At 64.7% G+C, this 21,013-nt stretch carries 19 protein-coding genes and 1 other RNA gene; 7 read left to right on the top strand and 13 right to left on the bottom strand.

The window, feature by feature from the left end:
• Positions 1–7 precede the first annotated feature (7 nt).
• A complete protein-coding gene (locus ABS769_RS03525) occupies positions 8–1,426 on the bottom strand; it encodes an FAD-binding oxidoreductase (RefSeq protein WP_317062804.1) in 1,419 nt (472 codons plus the stop codon).
• 208 nt (positions 1,427–1,634) lie between these two features.
• On the opposite strand from ABS769_RS03525, the gene serA reads away from it, so the two are divergent.
• Entirely contained in the window at positions 1,635–2,876 is a 1,242-nt protein-coding gene (gene serA / locus ABS769_RS03530; protein WP_317062803.1) for a phosphoglycerate dehydrogenase, read from the top strand.
• A 649-nt stretch (positions 2,877–3,525) separates the two neighbouring features.
• Here the strand turns inward: serA and ABS769_RS03535 are convergent.
• On the bottom strand, positions 3,526–4,113 hold the full coding sequence (locus tag ABS769_RS03535; RefSeq protein ID WP_317062802.1) for an NUDIX hydrolase: 588 nt from the start codon (positions 4,111–4,113) through the stop codon (positions 3,526–3,528).
• A gap of 142 nt (positions 4,114–4,255) precedes the next feature.
• On the opposite strand from ABS769_RS03535, the gene ABS769_RS03540 reads away from it, so the two are divergent.
• From ABS769_RS03540 to mtnC, 5 genes are all read left to right on the top strand, one after another.
• A complete protein-coding gene (locus ABS769_RS03540; protein WP_043909600.1) occupies positions 4,256–5,728 on the top strand; it encodes an amino acid permease in 1,473 nt (490 codons plus the stop codon).
• A gap of 141 nt (positions 5,729–5,869) precedes the next feature.
• Positions 5,870–7,300 carry an amino acid permease gene (locus ABS769_RS03545; RefSeq protein WP_317062801.1) on the top strand — a complete coding sequence of 477 codons (1,431 nt, stop codon included), beginning with the start codon at positions 5,870–5,872 and terminating at the stop codon, positions 7,298–7,300.
• Positions 7,301–7,920: 620 nt separating this feature from the next.
• A complete protein-coding gene (locus ABS769_RS03555; RefSeq protein WP_023903823.1) occupies positions 7,921–8,574 on the top strand; it encodes a methylthioribulose 1-phosphate dehydratase in 654 nt (217 codons plus the stop codon).
• A gap of 40 nt (positions 8,575–8,614) precedes the next feature.
• Positions 8,615–9,181, top strand: a complete 567-nt coding sequence (locus tag ABS769_RS03560) for a 1,2-dihydroxy-3-keto-5-methylthiopentene dioxygenase (protein WP_317060887.1) — start codon at positions 8,615–8,617, stop codon at positions 9,179–9,181.
• A 2-nt stretch (positions 9,182–9,183) separates the two neighbouring features.
• Positions 9,184–9,882, top strand: coding sequence for an acireductone synthase (mtnC, locus tag ABS769_RS03565; RefSeq protein WP_023903822.1), 699 nt, complete (start codon positions 9,184–9,186; stop codon positions 9,880–9,882).
• Between the two features lie 204 nt (positions 9,883–10,086).
• Here mtnC and ABS769_RS03570 read toward each other — a convergent pair.
• Positions 10,087–10,150, bottom strand: a non-coding RNA gene (locus ABS769_RS03570) — sX9 sRNA.
• Positions 10,151–10,362: 212 nt separating this feature from the next.
• On the opposite strand from ABS769_RS03570, the gene ABS769_RS03575 reads away from it, so the two are divergent.
• Positions 10,363–11,454: a C13 family peptidase gene (locus tag ABS769_RS03575; RefSeq protein WP_317060888.1), complete on the top strand. Its 1,092-nt coding sequence runs from the start codon at positions 10,363–10,365 to the stop codon at positions 11,452–11,454.
• 277 nt (positions 11,455–11,731) lie between these two features.
• Here the strand turns inward: ABS769_RS03575 and ABS769_RS03580 are convergent, their stop codons facing one another.
• The 10 genes from ABS769_RS03580 to ABS769_RS03625 form a co-directional block, all read right to left on the bottom strand.
• Positions 11,732–13,318, bottom strand: coding sequence for a calcineurin-like phosphoesterase family protein (locus tag ABS769_RS03580; RefSeq protein ID WP_317060889.1), 1,587 nt, complete (start codon positions 13,316–13,318; stop codon positions 11,732–11,734).
• A 171-nt stretch (positions 13,319–13,489) separates the two neighbouring features.
• Positions 13,490–14,116 carry a bifunctional phosphoribosyl-AMP cyclohydrolase/phosphoribosyl-ATP diphosphatase HisIE gene (gene hisIE, locus ABS769_RS03585; protein ID WP_317060890.1) on the bottom strand — a complete coding sequence of 209 codons (627 nt, stop codon included), beginning with the start codon at positions 14,114–14,116 and terminating at the stop codon, positions 13,490–13,492.
• On the bottom strand, positions 14,106–14,882 hold the full coding sequence (gene hisF / locus ABS769_RS03590) for an imidazole glycerol phosphate synthase subunit HisF (protein WP_023903818.1): 777 nt from the start codon (positions 14,880–14,882) through the stop codon (positions 14,106–14,108). The genes hisIE and hisF overlap by 11 nt, the downstream gene beginning before the upstream one ends.
• The gene (gene hisA / locus ABS769_RS03595; protein WP_317060891.1) at positions 14,876–15,610 is read right to left on the bottom strand and encodes a 1-(5-phosphoribosyl)-5-[(5-phosphoribosylamino)methylideneamino]imidazole-4-carboxamide isomerase; all 735 of its coding nucleotides are present in this window, start codon (positions 15,608–15,610) and stop codon (positions 14,876–14,878) included. The genes hisF and hisA overlap by 7 nt, the downstream gene beginning before the upstream one ends.
• On the bottom strand, positions 15,607–16,209 hold the full coding sequence (gene hisH, locus ABS769_RS03600; RefSeq protein WP_023903816.1) for an imidazole glycerol phosphate synthase subunit HisH: 603 nt from the start codon (positions 16,207–16,209) through the stop codon (positions 15,607–15,609). Before hisH ends, hisA begins: the two co-directional genes overlap by 4 nt.
• Entirely contained in the window at positions 16,206–17,333 is a 1,128-nt protein-coding gene (hisB, locus tag ABS769_RS03605) for a bifunctional histidinol-phosphatase/imidazoleglycerol-phosphate dehydratase HisB (RefSeq protein WP_317060892.1), read from the bottom strand. Before hisB ends, hisH begins: the two co-directional genes overlap by 4 nt.
• Positions 17,330–18,421, bottom strand: coding sequence for a histidinol-phosphate transaminase (gene hisC / locus ABS769_RS03610; protein ID WP_317060893.1), 1,092 nt, complete (start codon positions 18,419–18,421; stop codon positions 17,330–17,332). Before hisC ends, hisB begins: the two co-directional genes overlap by 4 nt.
• A complete protein-coding gene (gene hisD, locus ABS769_RS03615) occupies positions 18,418–19,713 on the bottom strand; it encodes a histidinol dehydrogenase (protein ID WP_317060894.1) in 1,296 nt (431 codons plus the stop codon). Before hisD ends, hisC begins: the two co-directional genes overlap by 4 nt.
• Positions 19,710–20,624, bottom strand: coding sequence for an ATP phosphoribosyltransferase (hisG, locus tag ABS769_RS03620; protein ID WP_176341824.1), 915 nt, complete (start codon positions 20,622–20,624; stop codon positions 19,710–19,712). The genes hisD and hisG overlap by 4 nt, the downstream gene beginning before the upstream one ends.
• Positions 20,625–20,633: 9 nt before the next feature.
• The gene (locus tag ABS769_RS03625) at positions 20,634–20,960 is read right to left on the bottom strand and encodes a YerC/YecD family TrpR-related protein (protein WP_317060895.1); all 327 of its coding nucleotides are present in this window, start codon (positions 20,958–20,960) and stop codon (positions 20,634–20,636) included.
• Between the last annotated feature and the right edge of the window lie 53 nt (positions 20,961–21,013).

Here is a 21,013-nt window from a genome sequence, read left to right on the forward strand (position 1 = left end):
TGAGAGACTAACCGGCGCGCGTGGTGCCGGGCAGCTCGTCCATCTCGAACAGCTTGCCGGGATTCAGCAAAAGATGAGGATCGAGCACATGTTTGATGCCGCGCATCAAGGCGATTTCCGCCGCAGAGCGCGTGCTCCATAGGTACGCCTTCTTGACCAACCCGATCCCGTGTTCGGCAGAAATGCTGCCGCCAAAACGCTGCAAGGCCTGCGCCAGCAGCTTGGTGACGTGGTCGCAGGCAGCAACGAAATCGGCCTGCGTCATGTCATCCGGCTTGAGCACATTGATGTGCAGATTGCCGTCGCCGATATGGCCGAACCACACCACATCGAAATGCGGATAGGCGTCATGCAACAACGCCTGTGTTTCGGCCATAAACGCCGGCATTGCCGAGATGCGCACCGAGACGTCGTTTTTATAGGGCGTGTAGCGCGCCAATGCTTCGGTAATGCCTTCGCGCAAGCGCCACAGTTGCGCGGCCTGCGCATCGCTCTGGCTGATCACGCCGTCGCTGACCCAGCCCTGCTCCATGCAGGTCTCGAACGCGGCCATCGCGGCGGCTTCCTGTACCTCGTCGCCAGCAGCGAATTCGGTAACCACGTAATAGGGGTGGACTTCCGCAAATGGCGCCTGTGCGCCATGCGCCAGCACGTGTTCCAGCGCGCGGTCGGTGAAGAATTCGAACGCTTCCAGGCGCAGCTGCGCGCGGAACGCGGCAAACACCTGCATCAATACATCGAAGGACGGCAGCGCCAGCAGCATCACGTTGCTCGGCGGCGGCGGGTCGGTCAGCCGCAGCGTCGCTTCGACCACAATGCCGAGCGTGCCTTCGGAGCCGATCATCAGATGGCGGAAGTCGTAGCCGCTGGAATTTTTCACCAGCGCATTGTTGAGCTCGAGCACTTCGCCAGCGCCGGTGACCACCTTCAACCCGGCCACCCATTCACGCGTATTGCCATAGCGAATCACCCGGATGCCGCCGGCATTGGTGGCGATATTGCCGCCGATCGAACACGAACCGCGCGCAGCGAAATCTACCGGATAGACCAAGCCATGTTCGCGTGCGGCGTTGTGCACCGCTTCCAGCGGCATGCCGGCCTGCACGCTGAGCGTCCGATCGACCGCGTTGAAATCCAGCGGCTTGTTCAAACGCTCCAAGCTCAGCACCAGCTCGCCATGGGCCGCCACCGCGCCGCCGGACAACCCGGTGCGCCCGCCCGACGGCACCACCGCCACACCTTGCGTATTTGCCCAGCGCACCACCGCCTGCACTTCGTCCACCGAACCGGGTAAGGCGATCGCGAGCGGGTTGGGCGTCCAGCGCCGCGTCCAGTCGCGGCCGTAATGCTCCAGGTCGGCTGGCTCAGTCTTCAAACGCAACGCGGGCACGGCCTGTTGCAACGAAAGGATGCGGGGATCGGTCATGGCACGCGGCGCTGCGGTAGGAACCGCACAGCCTGCCAGTGTGCGCCAGCCTCGTCCAGCGGCCGCACGTACTGACGCTGCAGTGTTGGATTCAGCTGAAACCGTTGCACCGCAAGGACTTTGCCTGCGCAAACACTGCGTTGCGGCCGCCAAATCCGGCACCCCATCTGGCATAGTTGCCGACCCGATTGCTGCAGTACGCCCCCTCATGTCGCCGAAGAAAACCTCGTTTCCCAAGCAGGACATCCGCGTCCTGTTGCTGGAAGGCATCAGCCAGACCGCCGTGGATGTGCTGCGCGCCGCCGGTTATTCGCAGATCGAACTGCATGCCAAGTCGTTACCGGAAGACGAACTCAAGGCGCGCATCGCCGAGGCGCACATCGTCGGCATCCGCTCGCGCACGCAATTGAGTACCGAAGTGCTGGCGCATGCCAAGCGCTTGATCGCCATTGGCTGCTTCTGCATCGGCACCAACCAGGTCGACCTGGACGCGGCCGAACTGGCCGGCATTCCGGTGTTCAACGCGCCCTACTCCAATACCCGCAGCGTGGCAGAGCTGGTCATCGCCGAGGCGATTCTGCTGATGCGCGGCATTCCGCAGAAGAACGCCGAATGCCATCGCGGCGGCTGGTCCAAGTCGGCCGCTGGCAGCCACGAAACGCGCGGCAAGGTGCTGGGCATCGTCGGTTACGGGCATATCGGCACGCAGGTCGGCGTGCTGGCCGAATCCTTGGGCATGCAGGTGATCTTCCACGACATCGAAACCAAGCTGTCGCTGGGCAACGCGCGTGCGGCGATCGATCTGAACGACCTGCTGGCGCGCTCGGACGTGGTGACCTTGCACGTGCCCGAAACACCGTCCACCAAGGACATGATCGGCGCCGCAGAAATTGCCCGCATGAAGCATGGCGCGCATCTGATCAACGCCTCGCGCGGCACCGTCATCGACATCGGCGCGCTGGATGCGGCGCTGACCTCCGGCCAGATCGGCGGCGCGGCGGTGGACGTGTTCCCGATCGAGCCCAAGGGCAACGGCGATGCGTTCGAGTCCCCGTTGATTGCGCACGACAACGTGATCCTGACCCCGCACGTGGGCGGCAGCACGCTGGAAGCGCAGGACAATATCGGTGTCGAAGTGGCCGCCAAACTAGTGCGCTACAGCGACAACGGCAGCACCTTGTCGGCGGTGAACTTCCCCGAAGTCACCCTGCCCGAGCACCCCGACAGCCTGCGTTTGCTGCACATCCACCGCAACGTGCCGGGCGTGCTGTCCAAGATCAACGAACTGTTCTCGCGCCACAACGTCAACATCGACGGCCAGTTCCTGCGCACCGACGCCAAGGTGGGCTACGTGGTGATCGATGTCAGCGCCAGCGAGGCGCAGGCTACCGCGCTGAAAGAAGGATTGGCGTTGATCGAAGGGACGTTGCGGACGCGCATTTTGTATTGAGTTGATCCCTTTTCCCATCGGGAGAAGGGCGTGCAGCGCCGGATGAGGGGCGCCGCGAGCGCCTTCAGAGGTCGGCCATGGCGAACGCGTCGCTACGCGCCAGCAAGGGGTGAATCATCGACCTGACAGGCAACGGCTTCGCCGTACCCTCAGCCCAACCCCTCTCCCGCAGGAGAGGGGCTTAAAGCAAGGCGTCAATGAGTTTCTTCGAGACCTCTTTAGGTCATTGAAATGATCTGCCGAGGCAGCAGCGTGGCCGGGGATTGGCGGAAAGCGGCACATGGATGTGCCGCGGCGGCGAGTCAGACAGGATGTCTGACCGAGCCGAGGAGCCGATCCCCGGCCGCGCTGCTGCCCCTCACCGAAGCCGGCAATTGACGAGCAGTGCTTCCAAAGGGAGAGGGGCTTCAAGCAACGCCCCATTACCTCACTCAAGACCTTCAAAGCTCATGGCAACGACTTGCCGAGGCAGCAGCGTGGCCGGGGATTGGCGGAAAGCGGCACAGGGACGTGCCGCGGCGGCGAGTCAGACAGGATGTCTGACCGAGCCGAGGAGCCGATCCCCGGCCGCGCTGCTGCCCCTCACCGAAGCCAGTTAAGTAACAAGCCCGGGCCCGCGCTTGCGGCGCGGGCGCTCCCAACAAGCCGCTTAACTCGCACGCGCAACCCACTTCTCCGCCATGCGCCGCATCGACGGATCCAGTTCCGGCTCGGCAAGCAGCTCTGCGATTGGCCGCCACGCCAACGCCAGCGACTCTTCGCTGACCTCGAACGCCTCATCCGCCCCAGCCACCACCACATAGCGCGCGTCGTAATGCCAATGCCCGGCCACCTCGCCCCTTGCTGGAATCCAGTGCCGGTCCAGGTCAAAGATTGCCGGCTCCGCCAGGCGCAGCCCGCTCAATCCAGACTCCTCCTGCGCCTCGCGCAAAGCGACCTGCGCCAGATCGCGGTCGCCGTCGGCGTGTCCGCCCAGTTGCAGCCAACGCTGCAGCTTGCGGTGATGGGTCAGCAGCGTGCGCGTGCCATCGGCGCTGACCACCCACGCAGAACCTGTGAAATGACCTTCGACACGCTCGCGCACGAATGGATTACTGGCATCGTCCAGCAGTTGCGCGAATTGCTCGGCCAGCTCGGCTTCGTCCGGCCAGCGTGCGCGGTAGGCAGCCAATTGCTGTTGCAGCGTCGCATCCACCATCTGTCGTTCTCGGTCGCCCGTTGCGGGCCAGGCGACCATTATCGTCGTTCATGCTGCGTACGTGCTTGTCGTGAGCGTGTAGCTTTGGCAAGGTAGGCCGCTTGCCTGTCCCACCGGGATGCGGCGCACCACCTTCGTCCGGGCGCCTGCGCCTTAGCTTTGCCACTTAGGGATGTACCGAATGCTGAAGTCTTTGTTGAGGGTCAAACCGATCGAACCCGCCGGACGTGTCGATGCGGGCGAACCGGTCGAAGGCAGCCTGCAAGGCGAGGCCACGCTGCAACGCACCCTCACCGCCAAGCACCTGATCATGCTCGGCATCGGCGCGGTGATCGGCGCCGGTATCTTCGTGTTGACCGGCCAGGCCGCTGCCAACCACGCAGGACCGGCGGTGATGCTGTCGTTCGTGTTTGCCGGCATCGCCTGCGCGTTCGCCGGCCTGTGCTACGCAGAGTTTGCCGCGATGATGCCGGTGTCCGGCAGTGCCTATTCGTATTCATATGCCACGCTCGGCGAGGGCATCGCCTGGTTCATCGGCTGGTGTCTGGTGCTGGAATACCTGTTCGCCGGCTCCAGCGTCGCCGTCGGCTGGTCTGCCTACCTGATCAGCTTTTTGACCGGCACGCTCGGATTACCGTTCCCGGCAGAACTTGCCGGTGCGCCATTGGCCTGGGACGGCCACAACTTCGTCAGCTCCGGCAACCTCATCAACCTGCCGGCCGTGCTGATCGTGGCGGCGGTAAGCATGCTCTGCTACGTCGGCGTCACCCAGTCGGCGTTCGCCAATGCGATCGTCGTGGCGATCAAGGTGGTGGTGATCTGCCTGTTCGTCGGCTTCGGCATCTCGTATATCGACCCGGCCAACTGGCATCCCTTCATCCCGGAAAACACCGGGCCGGGCAAGTTCGGCTGGGACGGGGTATTCCGTGCGGCGTCCATCGTGTTCTTCTCTTACATCGGTTTCGACGCGGTCTCTACCTCCGCCGGCGAGACCAAGGACCCGCAGAAGAACATGCCGATCGGCATCCTGGTGTCGCTGGCGGTCTGCACCGTCATCTACATCATCGTCTGCGCGGTGCTGACCGGCTTGCTGCCCTACACCCAGCTTGGCACCGCCAAGCCGGTGGCCACCGCACTGGAAGCGCACCCGCAACTGACCTGGCTCAAGACCGCCGTGGAGATCGGTGCGATCGCCGGCCTGTCCTCGGTGGTGCTGGTGATGCTGATGGCGCAGCCGCGCATCTTCTACACCATGGCCAAGGACGGGTTGATGCCCAAACTGTTCGGCAAGGTGCATCCGAAGTTCCACACGCCCTATGTCGGCACGATCTTCGTCGGCGTGGTCGCGGCGCTGCTGGCCGGGTTGATCCCGCTCAGCGTGTTGGGCGAACTGGTGTCGATGGGCACCCTGCTCGCCTTCGCCACCGTCTGCGCCGGCGTGATGGTCTTGCGCTTCACCAAGCCCGAGCTGGAGCGCCCGTTCCGTGTGCCGCTGGCGATGGTGATCTGCCCGCTGGGCGCGCTGGCCTGCCTGTTCCTGTTCTTCCAGGCCTTCCAGGAGCACTGGAAAGTGTTCGTGGGCTGGACCGTGATCGGTCTGTTTATCTATTTCGGTTACGGCATTCGCCATAGCCGTCTTGCCCGTAAGGTGTAACTGCGAGTCACTACTGCGAGTCCCTCGCAAGAGCCCGCACATCCGTGTGCGGGGATTCAATCACGCGAGTCCCTCGCAAGAGCCCGCATATCTCGCACACGCCCGCACCTCCATGTGCAGGGATTCAACAGGAACCGCTGCATGTTCAAGCAACTCTGGGCCACCAAACACCCGCACGCCAGCCATGAGGCGGCCGACGGGCTCGGCCTGCAACGCGCGCTCGGGCCGTGGGGATTGACTGCACTGGGCATTGGCGCAGTGATCGGCGGCGGCATTTTCGTCATCACCGGCCAGGCCGCGGCCGACCATGCCGGCCCGGCGATCATGCTGTCGTTCGTGCTGGCAGCGGTGTGCTGCGCGTTCTGCGCGATGGCCTACGCCGAATTCGCCGCGATGGTGCCGGTCTCCGGCAGCGCCTACACCTATACCTACGCCACCTTCGGCGAGCTGGCGGCCTGGTTCATCGGCTGGATGCTGGTGCTGGAATACGGCGTCTCCGCCTCGGCGGTAGCGGTCAGCTGGACCGGCTATTTCCTCAGCCTGCTGGAACATTTCGACATCCATCTGCCGGCCGCCCTGGTCAGTGCGCCGCTGGACGGCAAGCTGCAGCGCACCGGCGCGATCGCCAACCTGCCCGCGGCCGGGATCGTGCTGCTGCTGACCTGGCTCTGTTATGTGGGCATCCGCAAATCGTCGGCGATGAACATGGCCATGGTGATCCTCAAGACCGGGCTGATCCTGCTGGTGATCGGGGTGGGCTGGAAATACGTGGACACCGCCAACTGGCACCCGTTCATTCCGGCCAACGAAGGCCCGGGCAAGTACGGCATGGAAGGCGTGCTACGCGGCGCGGCGATGGTGTTTTTCGCCTATATCGGCTTCGAGGCAGTGTCGGTGGCGGCGCAGGAATCGCACCGCCCGCAACGCGATCTGCCGATCGGCATGATCCTGTCGCTAGTCATCTGCACCGTGCTCTACATCGCGATGGCTGCAGTGATGACCGGGCTGGTGCCGTACACCTTGCTCGGCACCGACGAGCCGGTGGTGACCGCGGTGGCGGCGCATCCGCAGCTGGCCTGGTTGCGGGTGATCGTGGAAGTGGGTGCGTTGATCGGGCTGTCGTCGGTGGTGCTGGTGATGATCATCGGGCAGCCGCGCATCTTCATGATCATTGCGCGCGATGGCTTGCTGCCGTCGATCTTCACCCGCATCCATCCCAAGTACCGCACCCCGCACGTCAATACCGTGATCACCGGTGTCGGCATTGCCTTGCTGGCGGCGGTGTTCCCGCTGGATGTATTGGGCGAGCTGACCTCGATGGGCACGCTGATCGCGTTTGCGGCGGTGTGCGCCGGCGTGTTGATCCTGCGCCGCACCCACCCGGAACTGCCGCGCCCGTTCCGCATACCGGTGGCCTGGCTGATCTGCAGCGCCGGCGTATTGAGCTGTCTGGCCCTGCTGTCGGCGATGACGCTGCACAACTGGATGTTGATGGGGGTGTGGACGCTGGTCGGGCTGGTGGTCTATTTCGGCTACGGCTATCGCCATAGCCGTCTGCGCGACGGGCGCTGATTAGCCGCGTTGGCTGATAGCGGTTGGCAAAACGACTGCGCGCCGGTGTTAGGGCGGAGCGGATGATTTTCGGCTTGTCTGTAGGGCCGATGATCTGGGGCTTAGCTGCGGGGGCCCTTGCCCGCCCACCTTGGCTGCAGGGCCCTTGCCCGCCCACCTTGGCTGCAGGGCCCTTGCCCGCCCACCATCGCGGGACACGCTGCAAGTACGTCCTTGTAAGCTCTTACGCGGCATCCATGCCGCGTAAGGTCCCGCGACGGTGGGCGGGCAAGGACCAGTCGAGATGGTCGGTGTACTTAGCTCTAAAGCGAACAGCAAACTGTCTGGTGCGGTGCCCTCGCCGATTGCGGGACCGTGTGGCGGCATGGATGCCGCCACCGAGCCTACATGGACGTACTTGCGGCGTGTCCCGCGAGCGGTGAGGGCACCGCGCCCTCGACCGACTCAGCGACTCAGCGTTTGACCTGGGCTTCTGACTGCATCCAACAAGAGACACCACTGCGCTCACTGCCAGGCGAGCGCTCGCTACGTTTGCCACCCGCCTTGAGTCAGGGCGTGGCAGGAACACACCCTGCTGCGCTGCACCTGGCCGTAATCGAGTGGCGCAGTAGAATAGGTCCATGAATGCGACCACTGCCCCCCTGCCCTATAGCGCCGCGCGTCTGCACGAGCTGGCGCAGTTGTTGATCGGCAACATCCGCGAGCTGGCCCAGGCCGGCTGGACGCCGGCCACCAGCAGCAATTTCTCCCATCGCCTGGACGAACAGCACGCCGCGATCACAGTGTCCGGCCGCGACAAGGGCCGCCTGGTCGAAGAAGACATCATGGTGGTGGACTTCGATGGCCTGGCGGTCGGCCGGCCGTTGCGCCCCTCTGCCGAAACCCTGCTGCACACCCAGCTGTACCGCCGGTTTCCGGAGATCGGCTGCGTGCTGCACACGCATTCGCCGGTGCAGACCATCGCCTCGCGGCTGTACGCCGGCAGCGGCGTGATCCGCCTGGAGGGCTATGAGCTGTTGAAAGCCTTCGAAGGCAACACCACCCATGAAACTGCGGTGGACGTGCCAGTGTTCGCCAATACCCAGGACATGCAGGTGCTGGCCGCGCAGGTCGAAGCCTTGCTGGACAAACAGAACCTGTGGGGGTATCTCATCGAAGGACACGGCCTGTATGCCTGGGGCCGCAACATGGCCGAGGCGCGCCGTCACCTGGAGGCGTTCGAGTTCCTGCTGCATTGCGAACTCGAGCTGCTGAAACTGCGCGGCACGCGCTGAGTCCTCGCCACCTCCCCTACACCTTGTGAGCCAGATCGCCATGAGCCGACTTCGCATCTTCAACGATTCCGACCCCAAGCTGGCGCAGTTCGATAGCCGCGACGGTGAGCAGATCGCCGCCGAGCTGAGCAAGATCGGCGTGACCTTCGAGCGCTGGCAGGCCACGCAGCCGATCGAGCCGGGCGCCACACCGGAACAGGTCATGGCCGCCTATCGCGAGGATATCGAGCGGCTGAGCGCCGAGCGCGGCTTGAAGACCGTCGATGTGGTCAGCATCGCGCCGGACAATCCCAAGCGCGAAGAAATGCGCGCCAAGTTCCTGGACGAGCACTTCCACAAAGAAGACGAGGTGCGCTTCTTCGTCGCCGGCTCGGGCCAGTTCACGCTGCACGTGGACGACAAGGTCTACGAGATCGAATGCGTGAAGGACGACCTGATCGCCGTGCCCGACAGCACCCTGCACTGGTTCGACATGGGGCCGGAGCCGCACTTCGTGGCAATCCGCTTCTTCACCGAGCCCGATGGCTGGGTCGGCCACTTCACCGGTACCGAAATCGCCCAACAATTCCCCCGCTACGCCCCCGAGAAACCTCACAAGGCCAGCTGACGATGACACGACCGCAAGCGATCCTCACTGATATCGAAGGCACTACCAGCAGCATCTCGTTCGTCAAGGACGTGTTGTTTCCGTATGCGCGCCGCGCCATGCCGGCTTATGTGCAAGAGCACGGCAGTCACCCACAGGTTCGCCACTGGCTCAACCAGGTGGCCGATGAAATCGGTGAGGACGTGCCCGACGAGGTCCTGGTCAGCACGCTGCAGACCTGGATCGACGAGGACCGCAAGCACACCGCGCTCAAGGCCCTGCAGGGGCTGATCTGGGGCGATGGCTACAAGACCGCCGACTTCACCGCGCACATCTATGCCGACGCGGCGATCCAGCTGCAGGCCTGGCATGCGGCAGGCATTCCGCTGTACGTGTATTCGTCCGGCTCGGTGCCAGCGCAGAAGCTATTCTTCGCGCACAGCGATGCAGGCGACCTGAGCGGGCTGGTCAGCGACTGGTTCGATACCGAGGTCGGCCCCAAGCGCGAGACCGCCAGCTATCGGCGTATTGCCGAACGCATCGGGGTGCCGCCTGGCGAGATCCTGTTTTTGTCGGACGTGATCGAAGAGCTCGATGCCGCCAAACGTGCCGGCATGCGCACCGCGTTGCTGGACCGTTTGGAGGACTACCCCACCCCGCGCTCGGCCGAGGATGTCGGTAGCCATCAGCGCGTGGAGAGTTTTACCCAGTTGGTGCTGTAAGCGCTCGACAAACCGGCTGGGCGCACTGGCATGTGAGTGCAGTCGGTGTTCGGTGCGGCATGTAGCGCGCGCATCTGGCATGCGCAGGCTGCGGCCTCGGGGCGCGCCGTCCAAATCCATAGGACGACCGCCGGCTTGGTTTTGTTAGCCGGTTATGCCGGCGGATGATGCCGATGAAGTATCGGCGATGCATGCACTTGGAGCGGCTAACAACACTGTCAGGTGGGCGCGAAGGGCGCGGAGGAACCGGAGTGTACAAGTGGTATATGCCGATTCCGAGCACCGATCGCGCCCGCCTGGCGGCTGCGCAGTAGTTTGCCAGCCACTCTTAAAGGCGCGCTCTACAAAACGTGTTCCGCAAGACCTGTTCTTCAAGACGTGCTTGAAATGGATCAGTGGACGTCATGCAACGTCACGGTCTACGTTGCGATCACTGCGCCCAGGCGCTCCACCCGTTTCTCTCAGACCTCGGCGTTTTTCATGTCGCTGCATTTCACCATCGGACCGAACGCCTTGCTGCGGCGCCTGTCGCTGTTGATCGTCATCGTGACCTTGATGGCCGGTTGCCATCCCGACGCCGGTGCCGCGTTGCCGAGCCAATCTGCGACGAGCCAGGCTGCGGCAACTCAGGACGAGGTCGATGCGGTCGACCAGGCCGCGCTTGCGCGGGCGTTGAAAGCGCTGCAGCCGCAGCGCCCCGGCGTCACCGACCTGTATGTGGTCGGCTTCGCCGGCGATGCCAGCGACGACGTGTTCCGCAACGAGACGCTGTACCTCAAGCAGCTGTTCGAGCAGCGCTTCGATGCGCGCGGCCGCGTGGTCACGTTGGTCAACAACCCGGACAATCTGGGCGAGCAGCCATACGCACCGCTGGCAACCTACGACAACCTCTACGACACACTCGCCGCAGTCGGCAAGCGCATGGATCGCAAGGAAGACGCGCTGCTGCTGTTCGTCACCACCCACGGCACCGAAGACCACGCGCTGTACGTGCAGGTGGACGAGAACGAAGAGGATTTCATCAGTCCGCAGGACCTGCGCAAGGCGCTGGACGATGCCGGCATCGGCAATCGCATCATCGTGTTGTCGGCCTGCTATTCGGGTGGTTTCATCCCGGCACTGCGCTCGCCGGACACGCTGATCCTCACCGCCGCGCGTGCCGATCGCCCATCGTTCGGCTGTGGCAATACCTCCAACGCGACCTACTTCGGCCAGGCCTGGCTGATCGATGCGATGAACCAGCACGATGACCCGTTGGCTGCGTTCGATATGGCCAAGGCCGCCATCACCGCGCGCGAGAAACAGGACGGCGAACTGCCCTCGTTGCCGCAGCAGTCGCTCGGCAGGCGCATCGCGCCGGTGCTGGCACGCTGGCGTGCGGGGCTGCATGCAGGGCCGGCGGTTGCCTATCCGTATCCGCCGCTGGAGGTTGCGCCGGAAACCGAGCAGGACGTCGATCCGAATGCCGACTCCGATGCTGAGTCAGCGGACAGCCCGACGAAAACCAAGCTGCCGACGGTCTCCACCACTGCGCGCAAACCGTCGCCTGTACCTGCACCGTCGACACCCTGACAGCTGCAACGCGCTGAGACTAATTCTCATTTCGTCAGCGCTTGCGCGGCCTCGCTACACTCGCGCAGCCAGCCAGCGCACGCCAGCCAGCATCGATCCCCGCCAGCGCGCCATCGCCTGCCAGCCCGGATCCCAACACGCCTCCCTTGTGGAGGCGTTTGTGTTTCTGGCGATAGGGTTGATGCGTCGCATCCAACGCAAACGTTTCGACCAATAAATGCCGTAGGAGCGCATTTATGCGCGATGGGCTCCACACCGCACGACGCACGCTTCTCCATCAAGGATCCGCACGCTGCAAGCGATACACCGTGTTTGCGCTGTACTCACCAGTCGGCAACGCAGCGCGCACTTCAACGGTGTGCTCGCCAACCTCCAGCGTGGTCGGCAACGCGCCACGCCATAGATGCGTGGACGGTGTGGCCTCTGGCGAGCGGTCGTAACCGCGCAATTGCTCGGCCGCATCGTCGCGCACGTTCTCGGCCAGCAAGCGTGGGTCGGCACGCTCCACCCGCTTCATCGGCTGCCATGCGCCATTGTCGATACGCATCTGAACAACGGTATCGTCCTGCCCCATGAACACATTGGCGTAGATGCCCCACGCCGCATACGCGCCCTGGCGCAGCACCTTGGGCGCATGCAACAGCAGTTGCGCGTCATCGGCCAAGCGCGCGGCGTGATACGCCAGTGTGTAGTCGCCGCTGGGCGCCACCTGCAGCACCGCATAGCCGTTCGGCGTGCCGTCGCTCATCGTGGCGGTGGGAATGCCATCGCCGTCCTTGGCGCCCGACCAGAACGCACCGCAGGCCGCGCCGACGTTGTATTCGTGCAACGGTTTGGCGCCCTGCCAGCCTTCGTCGGCGCCGTGATCGACCTGACGCTGGGTATGGCTGTGCCCGCTGAGCACCAGTACATGCGGAAACTCCTTCAACAGCGCAAACAAGCGACTGCGATCGGCATGCCGGAAGGTTTCCTGTCCTGGCGCTGCATCGAACAATGGAATATGCATGCCCAGCACCAACAGGCGCTCGCGCGGCAACTGCGCAAGATAGGCCTGCAGAAACACGAATTGATCTTCGCGCAGTCCGCCGACATACGCCGGCTTAGCGCCAGGCGTATAGATCACATCGTCCAGAAACACGAAGCTGGCGTTGGCCTCTTCCACCGCATAGGTGTCCGGGCCGTAGACCGCGCGCCAGCTATCCAGCGAATGCGCATCATCGCCGGCGTCGAAATTCAGATCGTGATTGCCCGGCACATGGAACCATGGCACGCCCAACTGCGTGGTGACCTTGTTCAAGGCCGGATACAGGCTCAGATCGTCGCTGACGATATCGCCCAGCGTGGTGCCGAGCCGGGCCGAGGTCTTGCCGACGATCGGCGCCACGATGTCGCGCTGGTAGTAACCCACGTCAACGAGGCTGGCGGTCTGGCTGTCGGCGAACACCAGCATCTGGAAGCCATCAGCGGCAGCACTTGCGCGCGGGGTCAGTGCGAAATCCCAGTTACGCGTATTGCGCCCGGTGGCGGCAATGCCTGGGTACTTGCGCTTGGCCGACCCCTTGGGCGCGTAGTGACGCCAGAAACCCGGTAGTCCGTCGGCAGTTGGCACAAAGCTGCGATCGCCCGGCTTGATCACGAACACCGTCTGCCCGTCGCGCACCGGCAAGCGGTAGCGGCCTTGCGCATCGGTGCGCACCAGCTGCTCGCCGTTGGAAACTGTCACACCGGCGATGCCCGGGTCATCCGCGCTGCGTCCGGCCCGCCCGTCGCGCTCTTCGTAGACGATGCCATCGACAACCGCATCGCGCGCGTATGCGCTTCCCGCGAGCAATCCCAGGGCCAACAGAGCGATACGAAGCTGCATGCGCTTTCCCGCGAAAAGATCAGCGGAAATTGTACCTGTGGTGGCGAGGCGCACAGCGCGGGTTTGAACGCCGAAACCCCTACGACACAACCCCGTAGGAGCGCACCTGGGCGCGACGGGGCGTTATCGATACAGCCCGGTCGCGCCCAGGTGCGCTCCTACCCGACCACGTTACTTGTGCCGCGACTCCAGCAACGCCACCGCATCGCCCAGGCCCAGGCCGCGCGCGCGCAGCAGCACGATCAAGTGATACAGCAGATCGGCCGATTCGCCGAGCAACTCGGCATCGCCCTGCACCACGCCGGCCAGTGCGGTTTCCACGCCCTCCTCGCCCACCTTCTGCGCGATGCGGCGGATGCCCTGCTCGAACAGTTTGGTGGTGTAGCTGCCGTGCGGGCGCTCGTGTTCGCGCGTGGCGATCAAGGCATCCAGGCTGCCGAGGAACTGGCCTGGCGCATTCGGGAAGCAACTGGCGCGACCGAGATGGCAGGTTGGCCCGTGCGGCCGCGCCTGCACCAGCAGCGTGTCGGCATCGCAATCGGTCTCGATCGACACCACGCGTAAGACATTGCCCGAGCTCTCGCCCTTGGTCCACAAGCGCTGCTTGCTGCGGCTGAAGAAGGTGACTTCGCCACGCTGCTGGGTGACCGCCAGCGCTTCGGCGTTCATGTAACCCAGCATCAGCACGCGCAGGTTGTCGGCGTCCTGTACGACCACCGGCAGCAAGCCGTCGCCCTTGCTCCAGTCCAGCGCGGCGAGCGCGTCGCCCGCTGCCGTCGCGTTGTCGTTACTGCCCATCACGTACCTCGATCTGTTGCGCGCGCAAAAATTGCTTGAGTTCCGGGATCGGAATCGCGCCGCTATGAAAAACGCTGGCCGCCAATGCGCCATCGACATCGGCCTGGTCGAATACATCGGCAAAATGCTGCATCTCGCCGGCACCGCCGGAGGCGATCAACGGCACGTGGCACAGCGCGCGCACCTGACGCAACTGCGCGATGTCGTAGCCGCGCCGCACGCCATCGTTGTCCATGCAGTTGAGCACGATCTCGCCAGCACCCAGACGCTGCGCTTCGGCCACCCAATCCAGCGTGCGCATCGGCAAGGCCTGCGTCTTGCTCGGATCGCCGGTATAGCGGCGCACGCGCCACTGCCCATCGTCCTCGCGGATCGAGTCGACACCGACCACCACGCATTGCACGCCGAAGGCGTCGGCCAGTTCGGAAATCAGCTGTGGGCGGCCAAGTGCGGGCGAGTTGATCGAAATCTTGTCGGCACCGGCATGCAGCACCGCGCGAGCGGTGTCCACATCGCGGATGCCACCGGCCACGCAGAACGGAATATCGATCAGCCGCGCGACCCGCTCGACCCAGGTGTAATCGACCGAGCGTCCTTCCGGGCTGGCGCCGATGTCGTAGAACACCAGCTCGTCGGCACCTTGCGCGCGATACCGCAGTGCCAGCTCGACGATATCGCCCATGTCGATGTGGTCGCGGAACTTGACGCCCTTGACCACGCGCCCGTCGCGCACGTCCAGGCAAGGAATGATGCGGCGACTCAGCATGCCAGTGCCTCCTTCAACGCCAGATGCCCTTCCAGCAAGGCCTTGCCGAGCACGATGCCGGCGCAGCCTGCGGCCTTGGCGGCAGCCACATCGGCCAGATTGCGCGCACCGCCGGAGACCTGCACCTGCAGTTGCGGCGCCAGCGTGCGCAGGTGCGCGTATAGGTCCATGTTGGGGCCGGACAGCATGCCGTCGCGGGCAATGTCGGTGCATAGCAGATGTTGCAGACCGGCCTGCGCGTAACGCACGGCCAGTTGGTCCAGCGTGGCCTCGGCCGCTTCGGTCCATCCATGCACCGGCAATTGCCAGACGCCGTGGGCGTCCTGGCGCGTGTCCAGCGCGATGGTCAGCCGGTGGGCACCGAATTCCTGCAGCCAGCCGATGACGGTCTCGCTCTCGCGCACGGCCAACGAACCGACTACCACGCGTGTGGCGCCAGCATCCAGGATGCGCGCCACATCGGCGCGTGAGCGCACGCCACCGCCGGTCTGCACCTGCAGGCCAGTCTGGCGCACGATCTCGCCGAGTGTCGCGGCCAAGGTGTAGCCGCCCGCCTTCGCCGCATCCAGATCGACCAGATGCATCCACTGCGCGCCAGTATCGGCAAACGCCTGCGCGCGCGGCAGCACATCGTCGCCGTACTGGGTTTCGCGCGCGTAATCGCCTTGCAGCAAACGCACCACGCGGCCGTTGCGGATATCCAGCGCCGGGTAAACGGTGAAACTCATGGGAAGCTCATCTCAAGAAAATTGCGCAGGATGCGTGCACCGGTTTCGGCCGAACGCTCGGGATGGAACTGCGCGCCGCAGCGCAGGCCTTGCTGCACCACCGCGGTAAACAAGCCACCGTGATCGCAGGCGGCCACGGTATCGGCCGTCACCGGTGCGGCGTAACCGTGCACGAAATAGGCACTGGCACGCTCCGGCAGACCCGCCAGCAGCGCGGATTCGCGCATCGGCACCAGTTGATTCCAGCCCATATGCGGCACCCGAATGCCGAGCGCAGGCGTCATGTGCCGCACGATACCCGGCAACAGCCCGAGGCAATCGACATCGCCTTCTTCGGAATGTTCAAACAGCAATTGCATCCCTAAACAGATGCCGATCAGCGGCACCTGCAACTGTCGCAAAGGTTCGATCAAGCCCTGCGCGCGCAAGCGCGACATCGCTTCAGGTGCGGCGCCGACGCCGGGCAGGATGACGCGCTGCGCGCCCTGCAACCCTTCGGCATCACGTACCACGCGCGCTTCCACGCCCAGCCGCTCCAACGCATAGCGCACCGAGCCCAGATTGGCGCCGCCGGCATCGATCAGCGCAAGGTCGGTCATAGCGCACCCTTGGTCGATGGCAACGCGGTACCTTCGCGGCGGATCGCCTGACGCAGCGCACGCGCCAGGGCCTTGAAGCAGGCTTCGACCTTGTGGTGATCGTTCTCGCCGCGCACGCTCAGGTGCAGATTCAAACCGGACGCATCGCAGATCGAACGGAAAAAATGCGGCACCAGTTCGGTGGGCATGTCGCCTACGCGTTCGCGCTTGAAATCGCCTTCGAACACGAAGTATGGCCGGCCGCTGAAATCCAGCGCAGCACTGGCGATGGTTTCGTCCATCGGCAACGTGAAGCCATGTTGCGCGGTGTCGCCGGCAACACGCCATGGGCTGTCTTCAGGATCGAAGCCGTAACGGCCGATGCCGCGCTTATCGCCCAGCGCTTCGCGCAAGGCCTGGCCCAGCGCAAGACCGGTGTCCTCGATGGTGTGGTGCTCATCGATATGCAGATCGCCTTCGGCGCGGATGTCCAGCGCAAAGCCGCCGTGTTTGCCGATCTGTTCCAGCATGTGATCGAAGAACGGCAGGCCGGTGGCGGTGTGCGGTTCGGCCACGCGATCCAGATCCAGCTCGACGCGGATCCTGGTTTCCTTGGTATTGCGCTGGACTACCGCGCGCCTTGGTGCATCCGCGAGCTCGTGCGCAATGCCGGGCCAGTCCCACTCTCCTCCGAACTCGTCGGTACGCAGCTGGAAGCCACGGATATTGAGGTTCTGCGCGAACTGAATGTCGGTGATGCGGTCGCCCACCATCGCAGAGCGTGCCCAATCGATATTGCGATCCTGCAGATACGGCACCATCAGGCCGACGCCGGGTTTGCGCGTGGGCGCGTTGTCGGCGGGCCAGCTGCAGTCGATCAGCACTTCGCGGAACACGATGCCCTGGCTGGCGAAGATCTGCAGCATCAGGTTGTTGGGGCCATCGAAGGATGCACGCGGATAGCTTTCGCTGCCCAGGCCGTCCTGATTGCTGACGATGACGAACTGGTAGCCGGCATCGCGCAACTTGAGCATCGCCGGAATCACGTTGTCGACGAAGCGCAGTTTTTCGTAGGCGTCGATCTGGTAATCGGCCGGCTCGGTGATCAGCGTGCCATCACGGTCGACAAAAAGAATCGGGGTCATGCGGCGGCCTCCTGCTTGCGTTGCAGCGCGCTCAACACGCGCCCGTTCTGTTCGTGCGTGCCCAGAGTGATGCGCAGTGCATCGAACAGCTGCGGCACCGCGCGTTGGTCGCGCACCACCACACCGGCCTCCAGCAGCGCCTGAAACGCCGCTTCGGCATCGTCGAAACGCACCAGCAGGAAGTTGCCTTGCGAGGGATACACCTGACGCACACCGGCCAGTTGTTCAAGCGCCTGGTGCACGCGTGTGCGCTCGCTGCGCACCTCCGCAATGCGCCGACGGGTGACCTCCAGCGCCGGCGCGGACAAGGCCTGCTCGGCCATCGCCGCGCACGGGCTCGGCACCGGGTACGGCGCCTGGCAGCGCCGCAGCAAGGCGATCAATTCGGCGTTGGCGATCAGGCTGCCGATGCGTGCCGCCGCCAGCGCATGTGCCTTGGACAGCGTGCGCAACACGGCCAGATTGTCGTAGCGCGCAAGCAGACTCACTGCCGATGGCACATCGGAGAATTCGCCATAGGCTTCATCGACAACCACCAGCGCTTTGCCCTGCAATGCCTGCAAGGCAGTTTCGATCTCGTCCAACGCAATCGCCGAGCCGGCCGGGTTGGACGGCGAACACAGGAACACCAACTTGGCACGCGCGGCCAACGCTGCTTCGACAATCACCGGGATGTCCGCGTGGAAACCCTCAGGCCCGTCCACCAGCGGCACTTCGACCAACGGCGCGTTCTGCAAGCGCGCACACACCGCGTACATGCCGAACACCGGCGGGGTCACCACCACCGCATCGCGCTCGGGCACGCACAGTCCGCGCACCAGCAGATCGATTGCCTCGTCGCTGCCGCGGCCGATCAACAGCTGCTCGGGTGCGCAGCCGTACAGCGTCGCCAGCGCGCTGCGCAAACCCTTGGGTTGCGGATCCGGATAGCGCCGCGTGCTGGCGCCCGGGTCGGCCGGATTTCCCCACGCCGACTCGTTGGCGTTGAGCCACACATCGCCCTGCAAGGCGCTGGTACGTGCCGACGAGTAGCCGGCGAAGGCGCGCAGGTCCTCGCGCACAAGATCCAGAATCGATGTGGTCCTCATGCTGCCACTCCCATCCGCAACGCCACCGCATTGGCGTGCGCATCCAGGCCTTCGGCACGCGCCAGGATCAAGGCGCATTCGCCGATGCCATCGATGCCGGCCTTGCTGGCGGCCTGCACGCTGACCATGTTCTGGAAGCTGGCCACGCTCACGCCGCTATAGGCGCGCGCCGCGCCGCTGGTCGGCAACACGTGGTTGGTGCCGCTGCAGTAATCGCCGAGCGCTTCGGGCGTGTAATCGCCTAAAAACACCGAGCCGGCAGCCTCGACCTGGCTCAGCCACGCACGCGGTTCGCGCAGTGCGAGAATCAGATGTTCCGGCGCATAGCGGTTGCTGATCGCAAACGCTTCGTCCAGCGTGGTCACCTTGATCAGGCGCGATTGCGCCAGAGCCTGGCGCGCGATCTCTGCGCGCGACAGCTGCGCCAGCTGAACGTCCAACTGCGCCTCTACAGCTGCGATCAATGCGTCGCTGTCGGACAACAACAACACCTGCGAATCCGGGCCGTGTTCGGCCTGCGAGAGCAGATCGGCGGCCACGAAGGCCGGCTGTGCACCGGCATCGGCGATCACCAGCACTTCGGACGGGCCTGCAGGCATGTCGATCGCCGCCGCACCGGACTGCGCCACCTGCTGCTTGGCTTCGGTAACGAAGCTGTTGCCAGGGCCGAACAACTTGTCGCAACTCGGAACCGATTCGGTGCCATACGCCATCGCCGCAATTGCCTGCGCACCACCGAGCTTGAACACACGGCGCACGCCGGTCAGCTGCGCGGCCACCAACACTGCCGGATCCACGCTGCCGTCCTTGCGCGGCGGCGTGCACAGCACCACCTCACGGCAACCGGCCAGGCGCGCCGGCACCCCGAGCATCAACGCGGTCGACGGCAACGGCGCGCTGCCGGCCGGCACATACAGGCCGACCCGGCCGATCGGCCGAACGATCTTTTCGCACACCACGCCCGGCGCGGTTTCCACCGCATAGCCTGCGCTCATGCCGGCGCGGTGAAAGGTGTCTATCCGCGCTACCGCGTCCTGCATGGCCTGACGCAGTTCCGGGGCCACCGCCGCTTCGGCGGCGGCGAATTCGGCCTCGCTCACCGCGAAGCTCTCCAGCGACACGCCATCGAAGCGCGCAGTGATTTCGCGCAATGCGACATCGCCGCGGGCGCGCACATCGGCAATCAATGCAGCGACCGCATCGCGTGTCTGCGTGGCCACGGTCTGCACCGGGCGGGTCAATGCCTGGCTGCGTGCAGCGGCATCGAGTTGGGACCAATCGAGAATGTTCATGCCAGCGAGCGCTCCACCGTCAACACCATCAGACCTTGCGCACCTGCGCGTTCGAGTTCTTCCAGCCGCTGCCAGGTCACCGCGCCATGGCACATGGTCTGCAACCGCAGGACGCCGTTTCCATCGTCTGGCAACTGCACCAGTGGGTCGGCGTCGGGCAGCAGGCGGCGCAGCGCATCCACGTTGTCCTGTTCGGCGCGGAACATCAGCAGCTTGCTGTCGCGCAACTTGAGCACGCCGTCCATGCGCCGCAGCAGCATCGCCAACAAGGCGGCACGTGCATCGGCCGGTTCGCGCACTGCGCCGGCCAGCACTGCTTCGCTTTCCATGACCAGTTCGACCGGCTTGAGCTGGTTGGCGGCCAGGGTGGCGCCGCTGGAGACCAGATCGCAGATCAGATCGGCGGTGCCCAGGCGCGGTGCGATTTCCACCGAGCCCGACAATTCCACCACCGACGCGTCGATGCCCTGGCGCTCCAGCCAGTCGGCCAGGATCGCCGGATAGCTGGTGGCGATGCGCTTGCCGGCCAGTTGCGCCACGCCCTGCCAGTCCCATTCTTCCGGCACCGCGAGCATCAGGCGGCACTGGCCGAAGCCGACCCCGCGCACCGCGTGATACGCAGCCGGCAAGCCGTTGCGGCGGCGCTCGGCGGCCTGCTCTTCCAGTTCGTTCTGGCCGACGATGCCCAGATCGCAGACGCCATCGGCGATCAAGCCGGGGATGTCGTCGTCGCGTACGAGCAGCAGGTCCACCGGCAGCGATTCGCCGTAGCAGAACAATTTGTCGCGGCTCTGCCGCCAGCTCAGCCCGCAGGCGGCCAGCAGGCTGCGCGCCGGTTCGGCCAGACGGCCGCTCTTCTGGATGGCGATACGCAACCGGTCACGTGCCGGTGCTGCCGTGGAAGCACTCATCTTGTTCTCTCAGTGGGATTCGTCAGGGCGCGCCGATTGCTCGCGCAGGGCCGTGGCATAGCCGCCGGCACCGTGTTCCAGGGTGCGTGCAACGCGCCCGATGGTAGTCACGCTCACGTGGGTCAGCTCGTGGATCTCGCGGTACGGCACGCCCTTGATCAACAACGGCACCACGCGCCAGCGGTCGGACATGGCCTCCAGCTCGGCAGGCGTACACAGATCGCGCAGAAAGGCCTCGACCGCGCCGGGTTCCTTCAGGCACGCCAGCGCATCGGCCAGCATCTTGAGGGAGGCGGCGACATCGGTGCTTTCGCGGGGAGCAGGTCGTTGTTTCATTGCGTTAATGTAATAGCGTGTTAGTACATTAACGCTAGCAGGGCCGCGGGACA

Origin of the sequence: Xanthomonas hortorum, from assembly GCF_040279205.1 — a bacterium.
GTDB classification, from domain to species: Bacteria; Pseudomonadota; Gammaproteobacteria; order Xanthomonadales; family Xanthomonadaceae; genus Xanthomonas; species Xanthomonas hortorum_F.

Bases quoted from the DNA above. Each gene is read 5' to 3' on its own strand.
- ABS769_RS03525 (WP_317062804.1), bottom strand. From the start codon at position 1,426: ATGACCGATCCCCGCATCCTTTCGTTGCAACAGGCCGTGCCCGCGTTG.
- ABS769_RS03575 (WP_317060888.1), top strand. From the start codon at position 10,363: ATGTCGCTGCATTTCACCATCGGACCGAACGCCTTGCTGCGGCGCCTG.
- hisD (WP_317060894.1), bottom strand. From the start codon at position 19,713: ATGAACATTCTCGATTGGTCCCAACTCGATGCCGCTGCACGCAGCCAG.
- hisA (WP_317060891.1), bottom strand. From the start codon at position 15,610: ATGAGTTTCACCGTTTACCCGGCGCTGGATATCCGCAACGGCCGCGTG.
- mtnC (WP_023903822.1), top strand. From the start codon at position 9,184: ATGACACGACCGCAAGCGATCCTCACTGATATCGAAGGCACTACCAGC.
- serA (WP_317062803.1), top strand. From the start codon at position 1,635: ATGTCGCCGAAGAAAACCTCGTTTCCCAAGCAGGACATCCGCGTCCTG.
- ABS769_RS03625 (WP_317060895.1), bottom strand. From the start codon at position 20,960: ATGAAACAACGACCTGCTCCCCGCGAAAGCACCGATGTCGCCGCCTCC.
- hisF (WP_023903818.1), bottom strand. From the start codon at position 14,882: ATGCTGAGTCGCCGCATCATTCCTTGCCTGGACGTGCGCGACGGGCGC.
- hisIE (WP_317060890.1), bottom strand. From the start codon at position 14,116: ATGGGCAGTAACGACAACGCGACGGCAGCGGGCGACGCGCTCGCCGCG.
- hisB (WP_317060892.1), bottom strand. From the start codon at position 17,333: ATGACCCCGATTCTTTTTGTCGACCGTGATGGCACGCTGATCACCGAG.
- ABS769_RS03545 (WP_317062801.1), top strand. From the start codon at position 5,870: ATGTTCAAGCAACTCTGGGCCACCAAACACCCGCACGCCAGCCATGAG.
- hisG (WP_176341824.1), bottom strand. From the start codon at position 20,624: ATGAGTGCTTCCACGGCAGCACCGGCACGTGACCGGTTGCGTATCGCC.
- hisC (WP_317060893.1), bottom strand. From the start codon at position 18,421: ATGAGGACCACATCGATTCTGGATCTTGTGCGCGAGGACCTGCGCGCC.
- ABS769_RS03555 (WP_023903823.1), top strand. From the start codon at position 7,921: ATGAATGCGACCACTGCCCCCCTGCCCTATAGCGCCGCGCGTCTGCAC.
- ABS769_RS03580 (WP_317060889.1), bottom strand. From the start codon at position 13,318: ATGCAGCTTCGTATCGCTCTGTTGGCCCTGGGATTGCTCGCGGGAAGC.
- ABS769_RS03560 (WP_317060887.1), top strand. From the start codon at position 8,615: ATGAGCCGACTTCGCATCTTCAACGATTCCGACCCCAAGCTGGCGCAG.
- ABS769_RS03540 (WP_043909600.1), top strand. From the start codon at position 4,256: ATGCTGAAGTCTTTGTTGAGGGTCAAACCGATCGAACCCGCCGGACGT.
- hisH (WP_023903816.1), bottom strand. From the start codon at position 16,209: ATGACCGACCTTGCGCTGATCGATGCCGGCGGCGCCAATCTGGGCTCG.
- ABS769_RS03535 (WP_317062802.1), bottom strand. From the start codon at position 4,113: ATGGTCGCCTGGCCCGCAACGGGCGACCGAGAACGACAGATGGTGGAT.